Source organism: Sphingomonas spermidinifaciens (assembly GCF_002351485.1).
In the GTDB taxonomy this organism is placed as follows: Bacteria; Pseudomonadota; Alphaproteobacteria; order Sphingomonadales; family Sphingomonadaceae; genus Sphingomonas; species Sphingomonas spermidinifaciens.
The window spans coordinates 1,717,515-1,733,808 of record NZ_NWMW01000001.1 but is presented as its reverse complement, the minus strand read 5'-3'; the positions used below and the strand labels follow the sequence as shown (position 1 = coordinate 1,733,808).

Here is a 16,294-nt window from a genome sequence, read left to right as displayed (position 1 = left end):
ATCTTCTTATCGGCGAAGATGTTACGCGGGATTCACGCGACGGGAAGACCGGCTTGCGACGAACCGCAATCGATTTCGCTGTCATACGTATGCATTCGCGACGAACGGTTCGTCGGCTCAGCCGAGGAAGCGGCGGACCAGGTCTTTTGCCACGCGCACCGGGCGGCGGGTGTCGGTATCGAGCGCGCACCAGCTCGACTTCACCTCGACCAGCACGTCCTCGCCGCGCTGGATCAGCGTGGTGAACATCGCGCGCGCGCCCTCGACACGCTCGGCGATCACGGTCGCGACGACCGCGTCGTCGAGGAAGGCGGGGCGGCGATAGGTGATCTCGTGCTTGAGCGCGACCCACAGGTGCCGGGCGACCGCCTCGGCCGGAGCCACCTTTTCCCAATAGGCGATCACGGCGTCCTGCACCCAGTTGAGGTACACGGCGTTGTTGACGTGCCCCATATGGTCGATGTCGCCCGGCGCGATGGTGACTTCGTGATGGTGCATTGCAATAGGCTGCGCGCAACTGACACCCATGTCAATTGCTTTCAGCCCCGCTCCGCCGCGCTCACCGCGTCGGCTGCGCGGAGTGCCGCGAGCAGCTTGGTCAGGTGCGCGGCGTCCCGCACCTCAAGGTCGATCGTGTTGGTGTGGAAGGTCGTATCGCGATTGTCGAGGCGCAGGCCGAGGATGTTGGCCTTGTGCGCGCCGATGATCGTCGCGATCGCGCCGAGCGAGCCGGGCTCGTTCTTGAGCGTCACCGCAACGCGCGCGGTGCCCCCCTCGGCCTTGTCGCCCCAGGCGAGATCGACCCAGTCGGCATCCTCGGTCTCAGCGAGCATCGGACAGGCGATGGCGTGGACCTGGATCGGCTGGCCCGGCCGGCGCACGCCGACGATACGGTCGCCGGGGATCGGCCGGCAGCATTCGGCAAGGTCGAAAGCAACGCCGGGCGTCAGCCCCTTGATCGAGATCGCGTGGAGTTGCGGCGGCATCGCGGTATCGGCACCTTCGGCCGAGCCGGGCATCAGCGCTTCCATCACCTGCGCGTCGGTCAGCTGCTGATGCGCGATGGCGAGCATCAGCGCCGCCTCGTCGGCGAGGTGCAGGCGGCGCAGCGCGTCGACGAGCGCGTCGGGGCCGAGCGGAACGGGCAACCGCGCGACGATGTCGTCGTAGAGCTTGCGCCCTAGCGCCATCCCCTCCTCGCGCTCCTTGTGGCGAAGGTGGCGGCGGATCGCCGCGCGCGCCTTTCCGGTGATCGCGAAATTGAGCCAGTTGGGCTGCGGCGTCTGCGCCTTGGACCGCAGGATCTGGACCTGGTCGCCATTCTCGATCTCGGTCCGAAGCGGCACGACGCGGCCGTTGATCTTCGCCCCCACCGCCTGGTCGCCCAGGTCGGTATGGACGTCGTAGGCGAAGTCGATCGGCGTGGCGCCCTTGGGCAGCTGGACGAGTTCGCCGCGCGGCGTGAAGGCGAAGATGCGATCCTGGTACATCGCCATCCGCGTATGCTCGAGCAGCTCCTCGGGGCTTTCGGCATTGTCGAGGATCTCGACCAGATCCTGGATCCAGCGGACCTGTGTGTCGGGACGCACTTCCTTCTGCTTGTACGCCCAATGCGCGGCGAGGCCGTATTCGGCCTGCGCATGCATCGCTTCGGTCCGGATCTGGATCTCGATGCGGTTGTCGCCGGCGTGGATGACGCTCGTGTGCAGGCTGCGATAGCCGTTGCGCTTGGGCGTCGAGATGTAATCCTTGAACCGGCCGGGGACGAGCGGCCACTTGCGGTGGATCACGCCGAGTGCGCGGTAACACTCCTCCTCGCTCTTCACGATCGCGCGGAACGCCATGATGTCGGACAGCTGCTCAAGGCTGACGTGCCGCTCCGACATCTTCTTCCAGATCGAATAGGGATGTTTCTCGCGTCCCGTCACCTCGGCCTCGATGCCCGCGCGGCTCAACAGCTGGCGGATATTGTCGCCGATCTTGGCGATTCGGTCGCCGTCGCCCGCCTGCATCGCCTCGAGCCGGCGGGTGATCGATTCATAAGCCTCGGGCTCGAGCTCGCGGAAGGCGAGCGTCTGCATCTCCTTCATGAACTCGTACATGCCGATCCGCTCGGCGAGCGGGGCATAGATGTCCATCGTCTCGCGCGCGATCCGCCGCCGCTTCTCGGGCTTGGGGATGAACTTCAGCGTCCGCATGTTGTGCAGCCGGTCGGCGAGCTTGACCAGCAGCACGCGAATGTCGTCGGACATGGCGAGCAGGAACTTGCGCAGGTTTTCGGCCGCGCGCTCGCTTTCGCTCTGCGCCTCGATCTTCGACAGCTTGGTGACGCCATCGACGAGGCGCGCGACCGAAGGGCCGAACTTCGACTGGATCTCCTCGGGCGTGGCGACCGTGTCCTCGATCGTGTCATGGAGGATGGCGGTCGCGATCGTCTCGTCGTCGAGACGCAGGTCGGTGAGGATGCCCGCGACCTCGATCGGGTGGCTGAAATAGGGGTCGCCGTTAGCGCGCTTCTGACTGCCGTGCGCATGCATGGAAAAGACATAGGCGCGGTTGAGCAACGCCTCGTCGGCTTGCGGGTCGTAGCTGAGGACCCGGTCGATCAGTTCATATTGACGCAGCACAGGGGTAATGTGGGGGGGAAGGGTGCCCGATTGCAACGCATTTGGACGCCCCACGCCGCGCTGCGGCATTGGCGAGTGGCGCAAATGTCACGGGCCGGGTCAGTCTTTCGCCCGAGCGTTGCACTTGTCGAGTGCGGCAGTGTCGAAATCGGCGCCCGCGGCGGCGAAACGCTGGAGCGGGCCTACCTCGCGCACCAGCAGCTCGCACATGATCGCGTCGCGCGAGCCTGCGCGCGGGGCGGCGCAGGTGCCGCCTTCGCACTTCCAGACGGTCGTACGCGTCACAATCGATGCCTTGGCGGGTGCGGTCGCGGGGACGGCGGCGTAATAGGACTGGGCGATGGCCGGCGTGGCGGCGAGCGCCATGGCGGCGGCGGCAAGGGTGCGCAGCATGGGGAGGTCTCCTGTTTGCAAGCAAGTTGCGAATTGCAACCTATCTGGGCAGCGCTCAGGTTGCAAGTCGCAACCTATGCTGCTTTGCAAAAAAGTGCTCTGGTTGCCTGTCGAGGTATTTGCTTTAGGATCGCGCGATGGGATTGCGCGAACCGCTGCGCCAGCTGGCCGAGAATTGCAGCCTCCCCGCCGCGCTGGAGGCGATGGGCGAACGCTGGTCCTTCCTGATCCTGCGCGCGAGCTTCAACGGATATCGTCATTTCGAGGAGTTCCAGTCCGAGCTCGGCATCGCCCGCAACATCCTCGCCAACCGGCTGGGGCGGCTGGTCGGTCACGGCATCCTTGAGCGGCGACCCTGCGACGACGACCGGCGCAAGGTTGAATATCGCCTGACCGACAAGGGCAAGGACCTGCTGCCGACGCTGGTGGCGCTCCGGCAATGGGGCGAACGCTACGAGATGAGCGGCCGCATCTCCCCCGTGCTGGTCGACGCCCGCGACCACCGCCCGGTCGCCGCCGTCCGCGTGATGAGCCACGACGGCCGCCCGCTGACGACGCACGACCTGCTCTGGGCGCTGCCCGAGGAGGTCGAGGACGCGAAGGCGGCGGAGTAGGTGGATGGCGCCACACAAGTGGGCGCCGTCCCTATCGGTCTTGTCACGTTACTCGCCGGCCTATTCGCCAATGCCGAAACTCAGCGCCGGAGCGTTGCAGCCGGCGACGACTTACCCCGGATGTGGGCTAAGGGCTGCGCGACGGGTGGCGCGGCAATGATCTTCGTGATGGGCGCGTTGATCGTGATCGCCAACATCTTCAATTGGCTAACTGCGTAATGATGCACGCCACAAGCATCGTCGTCCTGACCGGCGCCGGTATCTCCGCTGAGAGCGGCATCGCCACCTTTCGCGGGCCGGGCGGCCTGTGGGAAGGGCACCGCGTCGAGGACGTGTGCATGCCAGAGGCGTTGGCGCGCGATCCGGCGTTGGTGCATCGCTTCTATGACCTGCGTCGCGCTGCGCTGGCGGACGTTGAGCCCAATGCCGCACACCGGGCGCTGGCGCGGCTCGATGCCGAGTGGCGGGGCGAGCTCCTGATCGTCACGCAGAATGTCGACGACCTGCACGAACGGGCGGGGGCGACGCGGCTGCTGCACATGCATGGCGAATTGAAGTCGGCGCTGTGCGCGGCGTGCGGGGGGCGGCGCGAATGGGCGGCGGCGCTGCCGCCGGGGACCGTCTGCGAGGCGTGCGGCGCGCCGGCGCTCCGGCCCGACATCGTGTTCTTCGGCGAGATGCCCTATGCGATGGAGCGGATCGAGGCGGCGCTCTCGACCTGCGATCTGTTCGTGTCGATCGGCACTTCGGGCGCGGTCTACCCCGCCGCGGGATTCGTCCAGACCGCCCGCCACTGGGGCGCGGCGACGCTTGAGATCAACCTGGAGCCGTCGCAGGGCAGCTTCCTGTTCGAGGAAAGCCGGATGGGGCCGGCGAGCGTGCTGGTGCCCGAGTGGGTGGAGGCGGTGCTGGCAGCGTAAAGCTCTACGTCCCCCGGGATCAAGTCCGGGATCAAGAAGGAGTTGGAGGACGGTTGAGCGTCACTCCACCCAGTCGAGCCCGATATCGCGGTAGAGGCCACGGTCCTCGTCCCATCCGGGCTTGACCTTGACGTGAAGGTAGAGGTGGACGGGCACGCCCATGATCCGCGACAGTTCCGCGCGCGCCTTGGCGCCGATCTCCTTGATCCGCGTGCCGCCCTTGCCCAGCACGATCGCGCGTTGGGTGTCGCGCTCGACCAGGATCTGCTGGTGGATCTCGACCGAGCCGTCGTCGCGCTCCGAATAGCGCTCAGTTTCGACCGCGCTCTCGTAGGGGAGTTCGGCGTGTAGCTGGAGGTAGAGCTGCTCGCGCGTCACCTCGGCCGCCATCATGCGGTCGGTTGCGTCGCTCACCTGATCCTCGGGGAAGTGCCATGGCCCCGCGGGCATGCGGTTCGCGAGCGCCGTCTTGAGTTCGGGAATGCCGTCGCCGGTCGTCGCCGAGACGAAGAAGATCTCGTCGAACGCCAGCCGCTCGTTCAGCCGCTGCGCGTGGTTGAGGAGGCGCGGCTTGTCGGCGAGGTCGACCTTGTTGAGGATCAGGATCCTGGGCTCCGACCGCGAGGCGAGGCGATCGACGATCGTCAGGACCTTCTCGGGCAGCCCGCCCTTCGCATCGACGACGAGCGCGATCGCGTCGGCGCCCTCGGCCCCCTCCCACGCCGCCGACACCATCGCGCGGTCGAGCCGGCGCTTGGGGTCGAACAGGCCGGGCGTGTCGACGAGGAGGAGCTGGGTCTGGCTCTCGAGCGCGATGCCCATCAGGCGCACGCGAGTCGTTTGCGCCTTGGGGCTTACGATCGCCACCTTCTGGCCGACGAGCGCGTTGACGAGCGTCGACTTGCCCGCATTGGGCGCCCCCACCACGGCGACAAGGCCGCAGCGGGTCGATTCTTGGGTTTCGGTCATGGGCGGCCGTTAGCGCATGGACGCGCAGACCGCCATGCCCGTGCCTATTTCAGCAGCACCAGTTCCTCGGCCATCGTCGGATGGAGCGCCACGGTCGCATCGAACGCCGCCTTCGTCAGGCCCGCCTTCACCGCCACCGCCGCCGCCTGGAGGATTTCGGGCGCGTCGGGGCCGATCATGTGGATGCCGAGGATCCTGTCCGAGTCCGCGTCGCACACCATCTTGTAGAGCGCGCGTTCGTTGCGACCCGCGAGCACGTTCTTCATCGGGCGAAAGTCGGAGTGATAGACCTTGACCGACCCATGCTTCTGGCGCGCCTGCGCCTCGGTCAGGCCGACGCCCGCGATCGGCGGGTGGCTGAAGACCGCGCTGGGGATACAGTCGTAATCGACGCGAGTCGGCTTGTTCCCGTAGAAGGTGTCGGCGAACGCCTGTCCCTCGCGGATCGCCACCGGAGTCAGCTGGACGCGGTTGGTAACGTCGCCCACCGCGAAGATGCTGGGGCAGGTCGTGCGGCTCTGGTCATCGACCTTGATGGCGCCCTTGTCGTCCCATTCGACGCCCGCGGTCTCGAGGCCGAGCCCGCCGGTGTTGGGCACGCGGCCCGTCGCGAACATCACGGCATCGACGACGACGTCGGGATGATTGGTCATCGAGACCTTCAGGCAACCATCGTCCTGCTTCTCGATCCCCTTGAACTCGGCGTTGAAGCGGAACTCGATGCCCTTCGCCATCGAGATCTGGAGCAGCCGGTCGCGCACCTGCTCGTCATATCCGCGCAGGATCACGTCGGTGCGGTTGATGAGCATCACATGGGCGCCAAGCTGATGGAACACGCCCGCGAACTCGTTGGCGATATAGCCCGCGCCTGCGATCAGCACGCGCTCCGGGATCGCGTCCAGGTGGAACGCCTCGTTCGAGGTGATGCCGTGCTCGTGGCCGGGGCAGGAGGGGACCTGCGGCGTCGCGCCGGTGGCGATCAGGATGCGCTCGGCGGTGACGGTGCGGCCGTCGGCGAGCTTGACCTCGTTGGGGCCGGCGATCACCGCGCGCTGGTGGATGATCTCCGCGCCGCTCGACTCGATCGTCCGCGTGTAGGCCTCGTTGATCCGGTCGACCTCTGCCAGCACGTTGTCGCGCAGCCGCGCCCAGGTGAAGGCGCAGTCGGCGGGCACGTCCCAGCCGAAATGCCGCGCGTCGCGCAGGTCCTCGGCGAAATGCGCGCCATAGACGAGCAGCTTCTTGGGCACGCAGCCGCGGATGACGCAGGTGCCGCCGACGCGATATTCCTCGGCGACGGCGACGCGCGCGCCGTAAGCGGCGGCGACACGCGCCGCGCGCGTGCCCCCCGATCCCGCGCCGATCACGAACAGGTCATAGTCGTACTGGGCCAAAGCGGCGTTCCTTTAACTGGGTTGGCCGCCAGATAGGGCGGCGGCGGGCTCGCGACAAAGGCTTTCGCGCCGGAACCCTCTGCGCCATGCGGACGTAGGACGGCGCGAACACGAGGAGGCATGATGCGGCGCGCGGCGAAACGGATGGCGGGCGTGCTGCTCTGGCTGCTGGCGGGCGCGTGCCTCGCGGCGGTGATCGTGCCCGCGTTCCTCGACCGAATCTACTATCGGGGGGCCGCGAGCGGGCATTTCGACGGCGAGCGCTTCTTCAATCCCGGTGGAGACGATGCCGGGCGCGTGCCGGGCGGCGGCAATCGCGCGAGCTTCTTCTGGCGGCGGCTGACGGGAGAGGGTGAGGCGGCGTGGCCGGCGCAGGTGGCGGTGCAGCCCGCCCGGCGCAGCGAACTTGCGCTGCCCGCCCCCTCGGGCGCAGTGCCGCCGATGCGCGCGACATGGGTCGGACATGCCAGCGTGCTCGTGCAGACGCCGGGACTTAACATCCTCACCGATCCCGTGTGGTCCGAGCGGGCAGGGCCGTTCGGCTTCGGGCCAGGTCGGACGACCGCGCCGGGGATCGCGATCGACGACCTGCCGGAGATCGACCTGATCGTCGTCAGCCACAATCATTACGATCATCTCGACCTCACGACGCTGAAGCGGCTGTGGGACCGCGACCGGCCGAGGATCGTCACCTCGCTCGGCAACGGGGCGATCCTGCGATCGGCGGGGATCGACGCGACCGAGCTCGACTGGGGGCGGGCAGCGACGGTCGGCGGTGCGAGCGTCCATGTCGTGCGCAACCATCACTGGTCGAGCCGCTGGTTCGCCGACCGTAACCGCGCGCTCTGGTCGGCGTTCGTCGTCGAGCTGCCGGGCGGCAACCTGTTCTTTGCCGGCGACACGGGCTTCGGCGACGGCGCCTGGCCGCGCGAGGCGGCGGCGATCGGGCCGATCCGGCTGGCGCTGATCCCGATCGGCGCCTTCCGCTTCCAGCCGGGGGAGATGGGAACGGGTAGCCATATCGGCCCGCGCGAGGCGGTGCGCGTCTGGGACCGGCTCGGGAGCCCCATCGCGCTCCCGATCCATTGGGGGACGTTCAAGCTGTCGGCCGAAGCGCGCGAGACGCCGCCGGCGATGCTCGAGCTGCTGATGCGGTGTGCGGGACTGCCGGTGGCCCGGTTCGGGCGGCGCGAGGTGGGGCGGCCGTTCGACGTGCCGGCGGTCGAGGCGGCGGGGGCGCGGCTCGAGGAGGCGCGGCTGGAGGCGTGCGCACGGACGCCTGAGGTCAGGGCGCTACGCTAGATTTGCACCGGAACGGGGAGGTGGCAGCCAAAGGATGACGCAGGGGAGGGCCACGGGCGATCCGCCCGCGGCGATCCTCCTCCACCGCCTTCGGCGGTCCCCCTCCCCCTTGCGGGGGAGGATACTATCCACCCGCCTTCAGCGGCGGGGTCTGCTGATGCTGGACCACCTTCCACAGCTCATGCTCCAGCCGGCGATAGGTCGAGGTGCAGTGCGCGACGTAGCTTTCGCCGCCCTCCTTCTCGGCTTCGGCCGTATAGCCGATGACGATCAGCCCTTCCTGCGGCCGCATGATCTGCTGGTCCGAGAAAGCGACGCGCGACCAGCGCGGCGTCGAGGACACTGCCTCGACCGCCTGCGCTCCGGTCATCACGAACGGCGGTGCGGGCACGACCATGACGCATTCGTCGTCGATCGAGTGGCGATAATGTTCGGCATCGGCGGTCCAGAGGCTTTCCTCGAACGCCCAGACGCGATCGTCGTCCATTTCGCTTCTCCTTGAAATCATGGGGAGAAGTGAAGCGGTCGGGCGACGCCGGAGTTCCGATGCCGGGACCAAAGCCCCATATGTCCGTCAGAAATCGAGGTCAGGCGGGCAGGAGCAGCCGTGCGGTGGTGCCGCGCCCGGCGACCAGCTCGAACTTGCCGCTCAACTGGGCGGCGAGCGTGCGCGCAATGCTGAGGCCGAGGCTGCCCGCGCCGTCGATGTCGAAGCCCTCGGGCAGGCCGCGCCCGTCGTCGCGCACCTCGATGCGCAGCCGCTCGCCGCCCTCGCGCGACAGTTCGACCTCGATCACGCCGGTCTCGCGATCGGCGAAGCCGTGCTCGATCGCGTTGGCCATCGATTCGGCGACGATCAGCGCCAGCGGGATCGCCGCGTCGGGGCTGAGTGTCGCATCGTCGCCAACCATCACCTCACAGCGGATGCCGGTGCGCCCGCTCGCCTCGATCACGTCGTGGCACAGCGGCTCGAGGAACTCGCGCATCCGCCGCGTCGCCCCGCCCGCGTCGTAGAGCTGGCGGCTAATGCGGCCGATGAGCGCCAGCCGGCGCGACGCCTCGTCGAGCGCGGCGCGCGCATCGGCATCGGTGATTCGCCGCTTCTGGAGGGTGATCAGGCCAGCGGCGACCTGAAGATTGTTCGAGACCCGGTGCTGGAGCTCGCGGAACAGGAGCTCGCGCGTGTCGGCGAGCACCCGGCTCAATTCGCGCTCGCGCGCCAGCTTGGCATTGGCGCGCTGCATCCAGTGGATGATGACGATGTCGGTGACGACCACCAGCGCATAGAAGGCGAGCGCAACCCAGGTGCCCGGCAGCAGCACGAAGGTCATCTTCGGTTCGACGAAATAGTACCAGGCCAGCAGCCCACCGGCGATGCCGGCATAGGCGCCCATGCGAACGCCGAACAGCGCCGAGGCGAGGATCACCGCGGGGAAGAAGGTGACGAAGGGGAAGCCGCCGGGCAGATAGGGATCGACGACCCAGCGCAGTGCGAAGGCGGCGAGGATCAGCAGCGTGGTGAGCGCGAAGCCGAGCACGGGCCGATCGGCCGCCAGCGGCAACCGCTCGATCCAGACACGCTCCGCCTTGGTCGTCACTTCGATCACCGCCCCTTCGCCGGCGTTTCGCTTCCGAAACCTAGTCCGAGAAGCGACTGAAATCATTAAAATAAGAAGGGGCGCGGTCCCGACGGCCCGCGCCCCTCCTTTTTTTCAGGAACTTAGCCCTCAGTCCTCGGTGATGAACGACGGCAGGCCGATATTCTCGCCGCCCTCGTCCTTGCCACCTTCCGACCGCTCGCGGCGCGGGCCGCGGTCGCGGCGGGGGCCGCGGTCACCGCGATCGCCGCCCTCCCGGCGCGGACCGCGATCGCCGCGGTCACCGCCGTCGCGGCGGGGGCCACGATCGCCGCGCGGCTCACGCGGCTCGCGCGCAGGACGCGTGTCCTCGAGCTCCTCGCCGGTTTCCTGATCGACGACACGCATCGACAGGCGAACCTTGCCGCGCGGGTCGATCTCGAGGACCTTGACCTTGACCTCCTGGCCTTCCTTCAGGACGTCGCCGACCTTCTCGACGCGCTCGTTGCGGATCTCCGAGACGTGGACGAGACCGTCCTTGCCGCCCATGAAGTTCACGAACGCGCCGAAGTCGACGAGGTTGACGACCTTGCCGTTGTAGATCTTGCCGACCTCGGCCTCTTCGACGATGCCCTTGATCCAATTGATCGCGGCCTCGATCTGCGAGTGGTCCGACGAGCTCACCTTGATGACGCCGTCGTCGTCGATGTCGACCTTGGCGCCGGTCGTCGCGACGATCTCGCGAATGACCTTGCCGCCGGTGCCGATGACGTCGCGGATCTTCGACTTGTCGATCGTCAGCGTCTCGATCCGCGGCGCGTGCGCCGACAGCTCGGTACGCGACGAATCGAGCGCCTTGGCCATCTCGCCCAGGATGTGCGCGCGGCCTTCCTTCGCCTGGTTGAGCGCGGCGGTGAAGATCTCCTCGGTGATGCCGGCGATCTTGATGTCCATCTGCATCGTGGTGATGCCCTCGGACGTGCCGGCGACCTTGAAGTCCATGTCGCCGAGGTGATCCTCGTCGCCCAGGATGTCCGAGAGGACGGCGAACTCGTCGCCCTCAAGGATCAGGCCCATCGCGATGCCTGAGACGGCGCGCTTCAGCGGCACGCCGGCGTCCATCATCGCAAGGCTGCCGCCGCACACCGTCGCCATCGACGACGAGCCGTTCGACTCGGTGATGTCGCTGGTGACGCGGATCGTGTACGGGAACTCGTCCTTCGTCGGCAGCACGGGATGCAGCGCACGCCATGCGAGCTTGCCATGCCCGACTTCGCGGCGACCCGGCGCGCCGAAGCGGCCCACTTCACCGACCGAATAGGGCGGGAAGTTATAGTGCAGCATGAAGTTCTGGTAGCTGAGGCCACCCAGACCGTCGATCATCTGCTCGGCGTCCTTGGTGCCGAGCGTGCAGGTCGCGATGGTCTGCGTCTCGCCGCGGGTGAACAGCGCCGAGCCGTGCGAACGCGGCAGGAAGTGCGCCTCCGCGACGATCGGACGGACGGTCTTGAGGTCGCGGCCGTCGATGCGGATGCCTTCCTTGAGGATGGCGGTGCGGACGATCTCGGCCTCGAGCTTCTTCACCAGCTTGAGCACGCCCAGATACTGGGCGGGATCGGTTTCCTTGAGGTCGGCGAACGCCTCGCGCGCCTTGGTGCGCGCCTCGTTGATCGCGTTCTGGCGCTCGGACTTGTTGGTGAGCTTGTAGGCGGCCTTGAGGTCCTCGCCGATGAGGTCCTTGAGCTTGGCCTTCTGGCCGGCCTGATCCTCGACGGGCTTGAGGTCCCAGGGCTCCTTGGCGGCCTGCTCGGCAAGCTTGATGATCGCGTCGATCACCGGCTGCATCGAGCGGTGCGCGAACATGACAGCGCCAAGCATGACGTCCTCGGACAGCTCCTTGGCTTCCGACTCCACCATCATCACCGCGTCGTGCGTGCCGGCGACGACGAGGTCGAGCTCGCCCGCCTCGACCTGCTTGTCGGTGGGATTGAGGATGTACTCGCCATCGGCATAGCCGACGCGCGCCGCGCCGATCGGGCCCATGAACGGCACGCCCGACAGCGTCAGCGCCGCCGACGCCGCGACCATCGCAAGGATGTCGGGCTCGTTCTCGCCATCATAGGAGAGGACCTGCGCGATCGCGTTGATCTCGTTGTAGAAACCCTCGGGGAAGAGGGGGCGGATCGGGCGGTCAATGAGACGGCTGACCAGCGTCTCCTTCTCGGTCGCGCCGCGCTCGCGCTTGAAGAAGCCGCCGGGGATACGACCCGCGGCCGAGAACTTCTCCTGATAATGGACGGTGAGCGGGAAGAAATCCTGCCCTTCCTTGACCGTCTTGGCGGCCGTCACGGCGCACAGGACGACGGTCTCGCCGAGCGTCGCGATGACCGCGCCGTCGGCCTGGCGGGCAACCTTGCCCGTTTCGAGCGTGAGGGTCTTTCCGCCCCACTCGACTTCCACTTTCTTGTGATCGAACATTTCGTTTCCTTCACACCGGCCGCCCGATGCGGGCCGGGGCCTACTTGGATGCGGACGCTGATCGCCCGCAGATGGCGGAATTTCCGCCGCCGCCATGGCGCCGAATTGCGCCCTGCCGGATATGGAAACGGCCCCGCATCGCGGAGCCGTCCCGGATTACTTGCGAAGACCCAGCTTCGCGATCAGTGCGGTGTAGCGGTCCGCATCCTTCTTCTTCAGATAATCGAGAAGGCTGCGGCGCTTGTTGACCAGCATCAGCAGGCCGCGACGCGAATGGTTGTCCTTGGCGTGCGTCTTGAAGTGCTCGGTCAGGTTGGCGATGCGCTCGGTCAGGATCGCGATCTGGACCTCGGGGCTGCCCGTGTCGCCGCTGTTGCGGGCATTGTCCTGGATCAGCGCTTCCTTGCGCTCGGCAGTGATCGTCATGTGTCAGTTCCTCGACATCGTGTCACAGGTTGAAGCCCCGTACGACGCGGACGTTTCCGCCCGTTACCTCGACCAGCGCGACCGGCGTTTCACCGTCCAGCGCGAAATATTGGCCATCGTCGGCAGCAGATCCGGTCAGCACCCGCCCCTGACGGAGCGCTCCTGCCTGACCGGGTTCGAGGAATAGAGCCGGGATGTCGTCCAGCCCCGCCCTCAGCGGCAGGATGTGGTTCTCAAGCGTGCGCGACCTAGCGGCTTCGCCCAGAATGTCCAGTGAAATCGCCCCGTCGAGCGCGAACGGCCCCGCCTTTACCCGGCGTAGCATGGTCACATGGCCGACGGTGCCGAGCGCATGCGCAATATCGCGCGCAAGGCTGCGGATATATGTGCCCTTGGAGACGTGCGCGGTGAAGGTGGCGGCCGCGATCGAACCGTCGCCGGGGGGCGCCAGCGCGAGCGAATGGATCGTCACCGCGCGCGTCGTCAGCTCGAACGTCTCACCCGCCCGCGCAAGATCGTAGGCACGCTCGCCGTCGACCTTGAGCGCCGAATAGGCTGGCGGCATCTGGTCGAGGGGGCCGGTGAAGCGGGGCAGTACCGCCTCGATCGCGGCGGCGTCGGGGCGCACGTCACTGGTCGCCACCACGCTGCCCTCGGCATCGAGCGTGTCGGTCTCGCTCCCGAAGGTCACTGTGAAAGCATAGATCTTGTCGCTGTCGAGCATGCGGCCCGCCAGCTTTGTCGCCTCGCCCACGGCGATCGGCAGGACCCCCGTCGCCAGCGGATCGAGCGTGCCGCCATGCCCGACCTTGGCCTTACCGTACCCACCCTCGCGCAGCGCGCGCTTGACCGCACTCACTCCCTGGGTCGAGCCGAGGCCAAGCGGTTTGTCGAGGATGATCCAGCCGTGCATGGCGAGCGCGGTTAGTCGCTGACGGCTGCGGGCGCCAGTCATCGGCGCTTCATGTTAGGTGAGCGACGCTGTTCTCCTCCCGATCGGAGCGAACGCCATGCCCGTGCTGACGCTGATTGCCCTGCTGCTAGGCCCCCAGATCTGGGACGGGGGCGGGAAGGAGCCGATCGTTCGTCCGCCAGCGAGCGGGATCGGCCCGATTCTCGGCGATACCGAACGGCGCGTGCGGGCTGGGCGTCGCAGCGGCCAGCTCAGCCGGGCGCAGGCGCGCGGATTCCGACGCGATGCCTCGGTGATCGAGGACCTGTCCGATCGCTACACCGTCGACGGCATGCTGTCCGATTCGGAGAATGCGGAATTGCGCGCGCGGGCAGAGGCACAGCGCGGCATCGTCGATGCGCAGCGGCTCAGTCCGCCGACTCCATCGCCTCGGTAAAGTGGCGGCGGCAGAGGGCGACGTAGCGGTCGTTGCCGCCGATCTCGGTCTGCGCGCCCTCGCGCACTGCGCGGCCCTCGGCATCGACGCGCAGGTTCATCGTCGCCTTTCGCCCGCAGGGACAGATCGACTTGAGCTCGGTCAGCGAGTCAGCGATCGCCAGCAGCCGTGCCGCGCCCTCGAACAAGGCACCGCGGAAATCGGTGCGCAGGCCGTAGGCGAGGACAGGAATGTTCGCCTTGTCGGCCAGCGCCGCGAGCTGATCGACCTGGGTGCTCGACAGGAACTGCGCCTCGTCAACCAGCACGCAGCCGACGGTGCGCTGGGCATGCTCGGCCATGACGACCGCGAACAGGTCGGTCGCTCCCTCGAACGCGATCGCATCGGCGCCGAGCCCGATGCGCGATCCGATCCGCCCCGCGCCTGCCCGATCGTCGAGCGCGGCGGTGAACAGCATCGTGTGCAGGCCCCGCTCGCGATAGTTGAAGTCAGCCTGCAACAGCGTGGTCGATTTCCCCGCGTTCATGGAGGCGTAGTAGAAATAGAGCTTGGCCATGGCGCTCGCCTGCCTAGCAGGCCGCGCGGCCCGCGCCAGCCCGTCGTTGCGCGTCGCGTGCCCGATCCCCATCAAGGCGGCGAGGAGACGCTTGATGATGATGCTCTCGGCCCTGCTGGCGATGCTCGGCGGCTTCCTGCAACCGGCCGAGCGGCGTTACGCGGTCGATCCCGCGCGCAGCACGGTCAACGCCACGGTCGGCTTCTTCGGCATCGGCAGCAAGACCGCGCGCTTTCCGCGCGTCGATGGCGCCGTGACAGTAGGGGAGGGCGGCGTGCGGCTCGACGTCCGGCTCGATGCCGCGGCGCTCAAGGCATCGGACGGCGTGACCGAACGGCGGCTGAAGGGCGAGAATTTCTTCGATGTCGGCCGCTATCCGGTGGTCAGCTTCGCCGGCGCGGGGCTGAAGCCGACGGGACCGGCAGCGGGTACGATCCAGGGCAATCTCACCGCGCGCGGCGTCACGCGGCCGGTGACTCTCGAGGTCCGCTTCTCACGGCCCGTCGCGGCGCTCGGCAGCGGCGAGCGATTTCACGTGTCGGCGAAAACCGAGATCGATCGCCGCGACTTCGGCATGACCGCCTACCCGGTGGTCGTCGGTCGCCGCGTCCGGATCGTGATCGAGGCCGATCTTCAGCCCTCGGGCTGATCCTCGTCCTCGGCAAGGTCACGCGCGACCTCCGGCGAGCGGAGGAGCGCATCGATGCGCCCGCCCTCGTCGAAGCTCTCGTCGGCCAGGAATTTGAGGCGGGCGGCGTATTTGAGGTTCACCCGCCCCGCCACCGCGCGCTGGAGATAGGCGGTGTTCGTGCGCAGCGCCTTGAGCACCGCCGCCTCGTCGGCGCCGAGCAGCGGCTTGATGAAGACGGTCGCGTGGCGAAGGTCGGGCGACATGCGCACCTCGGTCACGCTGACGCTGTGCGCGGCGAGCACCTCGTCATGCACGTCGCCGCGCATCAGCACGTCGGACAGCACATGCCGCACCTGCTCGCCGACACGCAGCACGCGGACCGAGCGGTTTTCTTGAGTGTCGTTGTTCTTCATGGCTGGGGCCGCAGGTCTTCGACCGCGACGCCGAGACAGTCGGCCAGCTTTATCCAGAGATCAACATCGCCGGTTCGTTCGCCCCGTTCAAGCTTGTAGATGAATTGGCGCTGGCAACCCAGCCGCTCCGCTAGCGCCATCACGCTAAGGCCGCGATACTCGCGCCAAACCCTTAGCGGGTTATCGCCGCCGACCAGCCGGTCAACCACCTCAAGCGGAACATATTCCTCGCCCGCGGCCCGTCGCACCTCGGCGGCTTCTGCAGCGGCGGTGTCGGCGCGATCCTCGACGGCATCCAGGAGTCGCTCATAGTCGGCTGCAGGCAGCATGGCGATCCGCTGACCGCCGATCTCGACGAACTGAACACTCATGACCTGTCCTCATATGCCGACCCACGGGGCGCGATATCGTCGATCCAGAGGATATTCTCCTCCCGTCGGAACAGCACTCGCCAGTTCTGTACCCGCAGCCGGTATTCGGGCCGGCCCGCCAGTCGCTTGACGTTCGCCGCCAGTGCCTCCGGGTTGGTGGCCAGTTCGCCGATCTTCTCCCGGATGAGCTTGGCCTTGTCGCACCGGACGAGCGCACGCGCAGCCGATCGTGAAAACCGAATATCCACCCGCCTCGGTTAGTCGATGCGGCGTG

Annotated in this window: 20 protein-coding genes; 6 read left to right on the top strand and 14 right to left on the bottom strand. The window is 67.5% G+C overall.

All coding sequences use genetic code 11. The features are described from left to right. Positions 1-117: 117 nt before the first annotated feature. The 3 genes from COC42_RS08230 to COC42_RS08220 form a co-directional block, all read right to left on the bottom strand. The gene (locus tag COC42_RS08230; RefSeq protein WP_245843933.1) at positions 118-498 is read right to left on the bottom strand and encodes an acyl-CoA thioesterase; all 381 of its coding nucleotides are present in this window, start codon (positions 496-498) and stop codon (positions 118-120) included. Between the two features lie 41 nt (positions 499-539). Further along, positions 540-2,627: a RelA/SpoT family protein gene (locus COC42_RS08225; protein WP_096342656.1), complete on the bottom strand. Its 2,088-nt coding sequence runs from the start codon at positions 2,625-2,627 to the stop codon at positions 540-542. 99 nt (positions 2,628-2,726) lie between these two features. After that, complete coding sequence (locus COC42_RS08220) at positions 2,727-3,020, bottom strand: CC_3452 family protein (protein ID WP_096342655.1); 294 nt, start codon at positions 3,018-3,020, stop codon at positions 2,727-2,729. 137 nt (positions 3,021-3,157) lie between these two features. Here COC42_RS08220 and COC42_RS08215 point away from each other — a divergent pair, with 137 nt between their 5' ends. The 3 genes from COC42_RS08215 to COC42_RS08210 are packed head-to-tail and all read left to right on the top strand — an operon-like array spanning position 3,158 to position 4,554. After that, complete coding sequence (locus COC42_RS08215; protein WP_096342654.1) at positions 3,158-3,634, top strand: winged helix-turn-helix transcriptional regulator; 477 nt, start codon at positions 3,158-3,160, stop codon at positions 3,632-3,634. Further along, positions 3,635-3,853 carry a hypothetical protein gene (locus tag COC42_RS17410; RefSeq protein ID WP_141395812.1) on the top strand — a complete coding sequence of 73 codons (219 nt, stop codon included), beginning with the start codon at positions 3,635-3,637 and terminating at the stop codon, positions 3,851-3,853. Between the two features lie 2 nt (positions 3,854-3,855). After that, positions 3,856-4,554 (top strand): NAD-dependent deacylase, encoded by a 699-nt coding sequence (locus tag COC42_RS08210; protein WP_425442826.1) that lies wholly within the window; start codon positions 3,856-3,858, stop codon positions 4,552-4,554. A gap of 60 nt (positions 4,555-4,614) precedes the next feature. Here COC42_RS08210 and era read toward each other — a convergent pair whose 3' ends face one another. Both era and gor read right to left on the bottom strand, forming a co-directional pair. Further along, the gene (gene era / locus COC42_RS08205) at positions 4,615-5,523 is read right to left on the bottom strand and encodes a GTPase Era (protein ID WP_096342652.1); all 909 of its coding nucleotides are present in this window, start codon (positions 5,521-5,523) and stop codon (positions 4,615-4,617) included. A 44-nt stretch (positions 5,524-5,567) separates the two neighbouring features. Then, complete coding sequence (gene gor / locus COC42_RS08200) at positions 5,568-6,917, bottom strand: glutathione-disulfide reductase (RefSeq protein ID WP_096342651.1); 1,350 nt, start codon at positions 6,915-6,917, stop codon at positions 5,568-5,570. A gap of 123 nt (positions 6,918-7,040) precedes the next feature. Here gor and COC42_RS08195 point away from each other — a divergent pair, with 123 nt between their 5' ends. Next, complete coding sequence (locus tag COC42_RS08195) at positions 7,041-8,219, top strand: MBL fold metallo-hydrolase (protein WP_096343183.1); 1,179 nt, start codon at positions 7,041-7,043, stop codon at positions 8,217-8,219. A 124-nt stretch (positions 8,220-8,343) separates the two neighbouring features. Here the strand turns inward: COC42_RS08195 and COC42_RS08190 are convergent, their stop codons facing one another. From COC42_RS08190 to truB, 5 genes are all read right to left on the bottom strand, one after another. Continuing rightward, positions 8,344-8,706, bottom strand: a complete 363-nt coding sequence (locus tag COC42_RS08190) for a DUF4440 domain-containing protein (RefSeq protein ID WP_096342650.1) — start codon at positions 8,704-8,706, stop codon at positions 8,344-8,346. A 100-nt stretch (positions 8,707-8,806) separates the two neighbouring features. Continuing rightward, a complete protein-coding gene (locus COC42_RS08185) occupies positions 8,807-9,826 on the bottom strand; it encodes a sensor histidine kinase (protein WP_342747292.1) in 1,020 nt (339 codons plus the stop codon). 120 nt (positions 9,827-9,946) lie between these two features. Next, a complete protein-coding gene (pnp, locus tag COC42_RS08180) occupies positions 9,947-12,274 on the bottom strand; it encodes a polyribonucleotide nucleotidyltransferase (RefSeq protein ID WP_096342648.1) in 2,328 nt (775 codons plus the stop codon). A gap of 156 nt (positions 12,275-12,430) precedes the next feature. Further along, positions 12,431-12,700, bottom strand: coding sequence for a 30S ribosomal protein S15 (rpsO, locus tag COC42_RS08175; RefSeq protein WP_096342647.1), 270 nt, complete (start codon positions 12,698-12,700; stop codon positions 12,431-12,433). Between the two features lie 22 nt (positions 12,701-12,722). Beyond that, the gene (truB, locus tag COC42_RS08170; RefSeq protein WP_096342646.1) at positions 12,723-13,613 is read right to left on the bottom strand and encodes a tRNA pseudouridine(55) synthase TruB; all 891 of its coding nucleotides are present in this window, start codon (positions 13,611-13,613) and stop codon (positions 12,723-12,725) included. Between the two features lie 97 nt (positions 13,614-13,710). Between truB and COC42_RS08165 the strand changes: the two genes are divergently transcribed. After that, positions 13,711-14,049 carry a hypothetical protein gene (locus COC42_RS08165; RefSeq protein WP_096342645.1) on the top strand — a complete coding sequence of 113 codons (339 nt, stop codon included), beginning with the start codon at positions 13,711-13,713 and terminating at the stop codon, positions 14,047-14,049. On the opposite strand, the gene COC42_RS08160 is transcribed toward COC42_RS08165, so the two are convergent. After that, the gene (locus COC42_RS08160) at positions 14,021-14,605 is read right to left on the bottom strand and encodes a thymidine kinase (protein ID WP_096342644.1); all 585 of its coding nucleotides are present in this window, start codon (positions 14,603-14,605) and stop codon (positions 14,021-14,023) included. The genes COC42_RS08165 and COC42_RS08160 overlap by 29 nt on opposite strands. Positions 14,606-14,699: 94 nt before the next feature. Between COC42_RS08160 and COC42_RS08155 the strand changes: the two genes are divergently transcribed. Continuing rightward, on the top strand, positions 14,700-15,254 hold the full coding sequence (locus COC42_RS08155) for a YceI family protein (protein WP_176484591.1): 555 nt from the start codon (positions 14,700-14,702) through the stop codon (positions 15,252-15,254). Here the strand turns inward: COC42_RS08155 and rbfA are convergent. The 3 genes from rbfA to COC42_RS08140 are packed head-to-tail and all read right to left on the bottom strand — an operon-like array spanning position 15,239 to position 16,268. Further along, positions 15,239-15,649 carry a 30S ribosome-binding factor RbfA gene (rbfA, locus tag COC42_RS08150; protein ID WP_096342642.1) on the bottom strand — a complete coding sequence of 137 codons (411 nt, stop codon included), beginning with the start codon at positions 15,647-15,649 and terminating at the stop codon, positions 15,239-15,241. The genes COC42_RS08155 and rbfA overlap by 16 nt on opposite strands. Then, positions 15,646-16,020: a helix-turn-helix transcriptional regulator gene (locus COC42_RS08145; protein ID WP_096342641.1), complete on the bottom strand. Its 375-nt coding sequence runs from the start codon at positions 16,018-16,020 to the stop codon at positions 15,646-15,648. Before COC42_RS08145 ends, rbfA begins: the two co-directional genes overlap by 4 nt. Next, complete coding sequence (locus COC42_RS08140; RefSeq protein WP_096342640.1) at positions 16,017-16,268, bottom strand: type II toxin-antitoxin system RelE family toxin; 252 nt, start codon at positions 16,266-16,268, stop codon at positions 16,017-16,019. The genes COC42_RS08145 and COC42_RS08140 overlap by 4 nt, the downstream gene beginning before the upstream one ends. Positions 16,269-16,294: the final 26 nt, after the last annotated feature.

Bases quoted from the DNA above. Each gene is read 5' to 3' on its own strand.
- COC42_RS08230 (WP_245843933.1), bottom strand. From the start codon at position 498: ATGCACCATCACGAAGTCACCATCGCGCCGGGCGACATCGACCATATG.
- COC42_RS08190 (WP_096342650.1), bottom strand. From the start codon at position 8,706: ATGGACGACGATCGCGTCTGGGCGTTCGAGGAAAGCCTCTGGACCGCC.
- rpsO (WP_096342647.1), bottom strand. From the start codon at position 12,700: ATGACGATCACTGCCGAGCGCAAGGAAGCGCTGATCCAGGACAATGCC.
- COC42_RS08155 (WP_176484591.1), top strand. From the start codon at position 14,700: ATGATGATGCTCTCGGCCCTGCTGGCGATGCTCGGCGGCTTCCTGCAA.
- COC42_RS08145 (WP_096342641.1), bottom strand. From the start codon at position 16,020: ATGAGTGTTCAGTTCGTCGAGATCGGCGGTCAGCGGATCGCCATGCTG.
- COC42_RS08220 (WP_096342655.1), bottom strand. From the start codon at position 3,020: ATGCTGCGCACCCTTGCCGCCGCCGCCATGGCGCTCGCCGCCACGCCG.
- COC42_RS08160 (WP_096342644.1), bottom strand. From the start codon at position 14,605: ATGGCCAAGCTCTATTTCTACTACGCCTCCATGAACGCGGGGAAATCG.
- COC42_RS08215 (WP_096342654.1), top strand. From the start codon at position 3,158: ATGGGATTGCGCGAACCGCTGCGCCAGCTGGCCGAGAATTGCAGCCTC.
- COC42_RS08195 (WP_096343183.1), top strand. From the start codon at position 7,041: ATGCGGCGCGCGGCGAAACGGATGGCGGGCGTGCTGCTCTGGCTGCTG.
- COC42_RS08165 (WP_096342645.1), top strand. From the start codon at position 13,711: ATGCCCGTGCTGACGCTGATTGCCCTGCTGCTAGGCCCCCAGATCTGG.
- era (WP_096342652.1), bottom strand. From the start codon at position 5,523: ATGACCGAAACCCAAGAATCGACCCGCTGCGGCCTTGTCGCCGTGGTG.
- truB (WP_096342646.1), bottom strand. From the start codon at position 13,613: ATGCACGGCTGGATCATCCTCGACAAACCGCTTGGCCTCGGCTCGACC.
- COC42_RS08210 (WP_425442826.1), top strand. From the start codon at position 3,856: ATGCACGCCACAAGCATCGTCGTCCTGACCGGCGCCGGTATCTCCGCT.
- pnp (WP_096342648.1), bottom strand. From the start codon at position 12,274: ATGTTCGATCACAAGAAAGTGGAAGTCGAGTGGGGCGGAAAGACCCTC.
- rbfA (WP_096342642.1), bottom strand. From the start codon at position 15,649: ATGAAGAACAACGACACTCAAGAAAACCGCTCGGTCCGCGTGCTGCGT.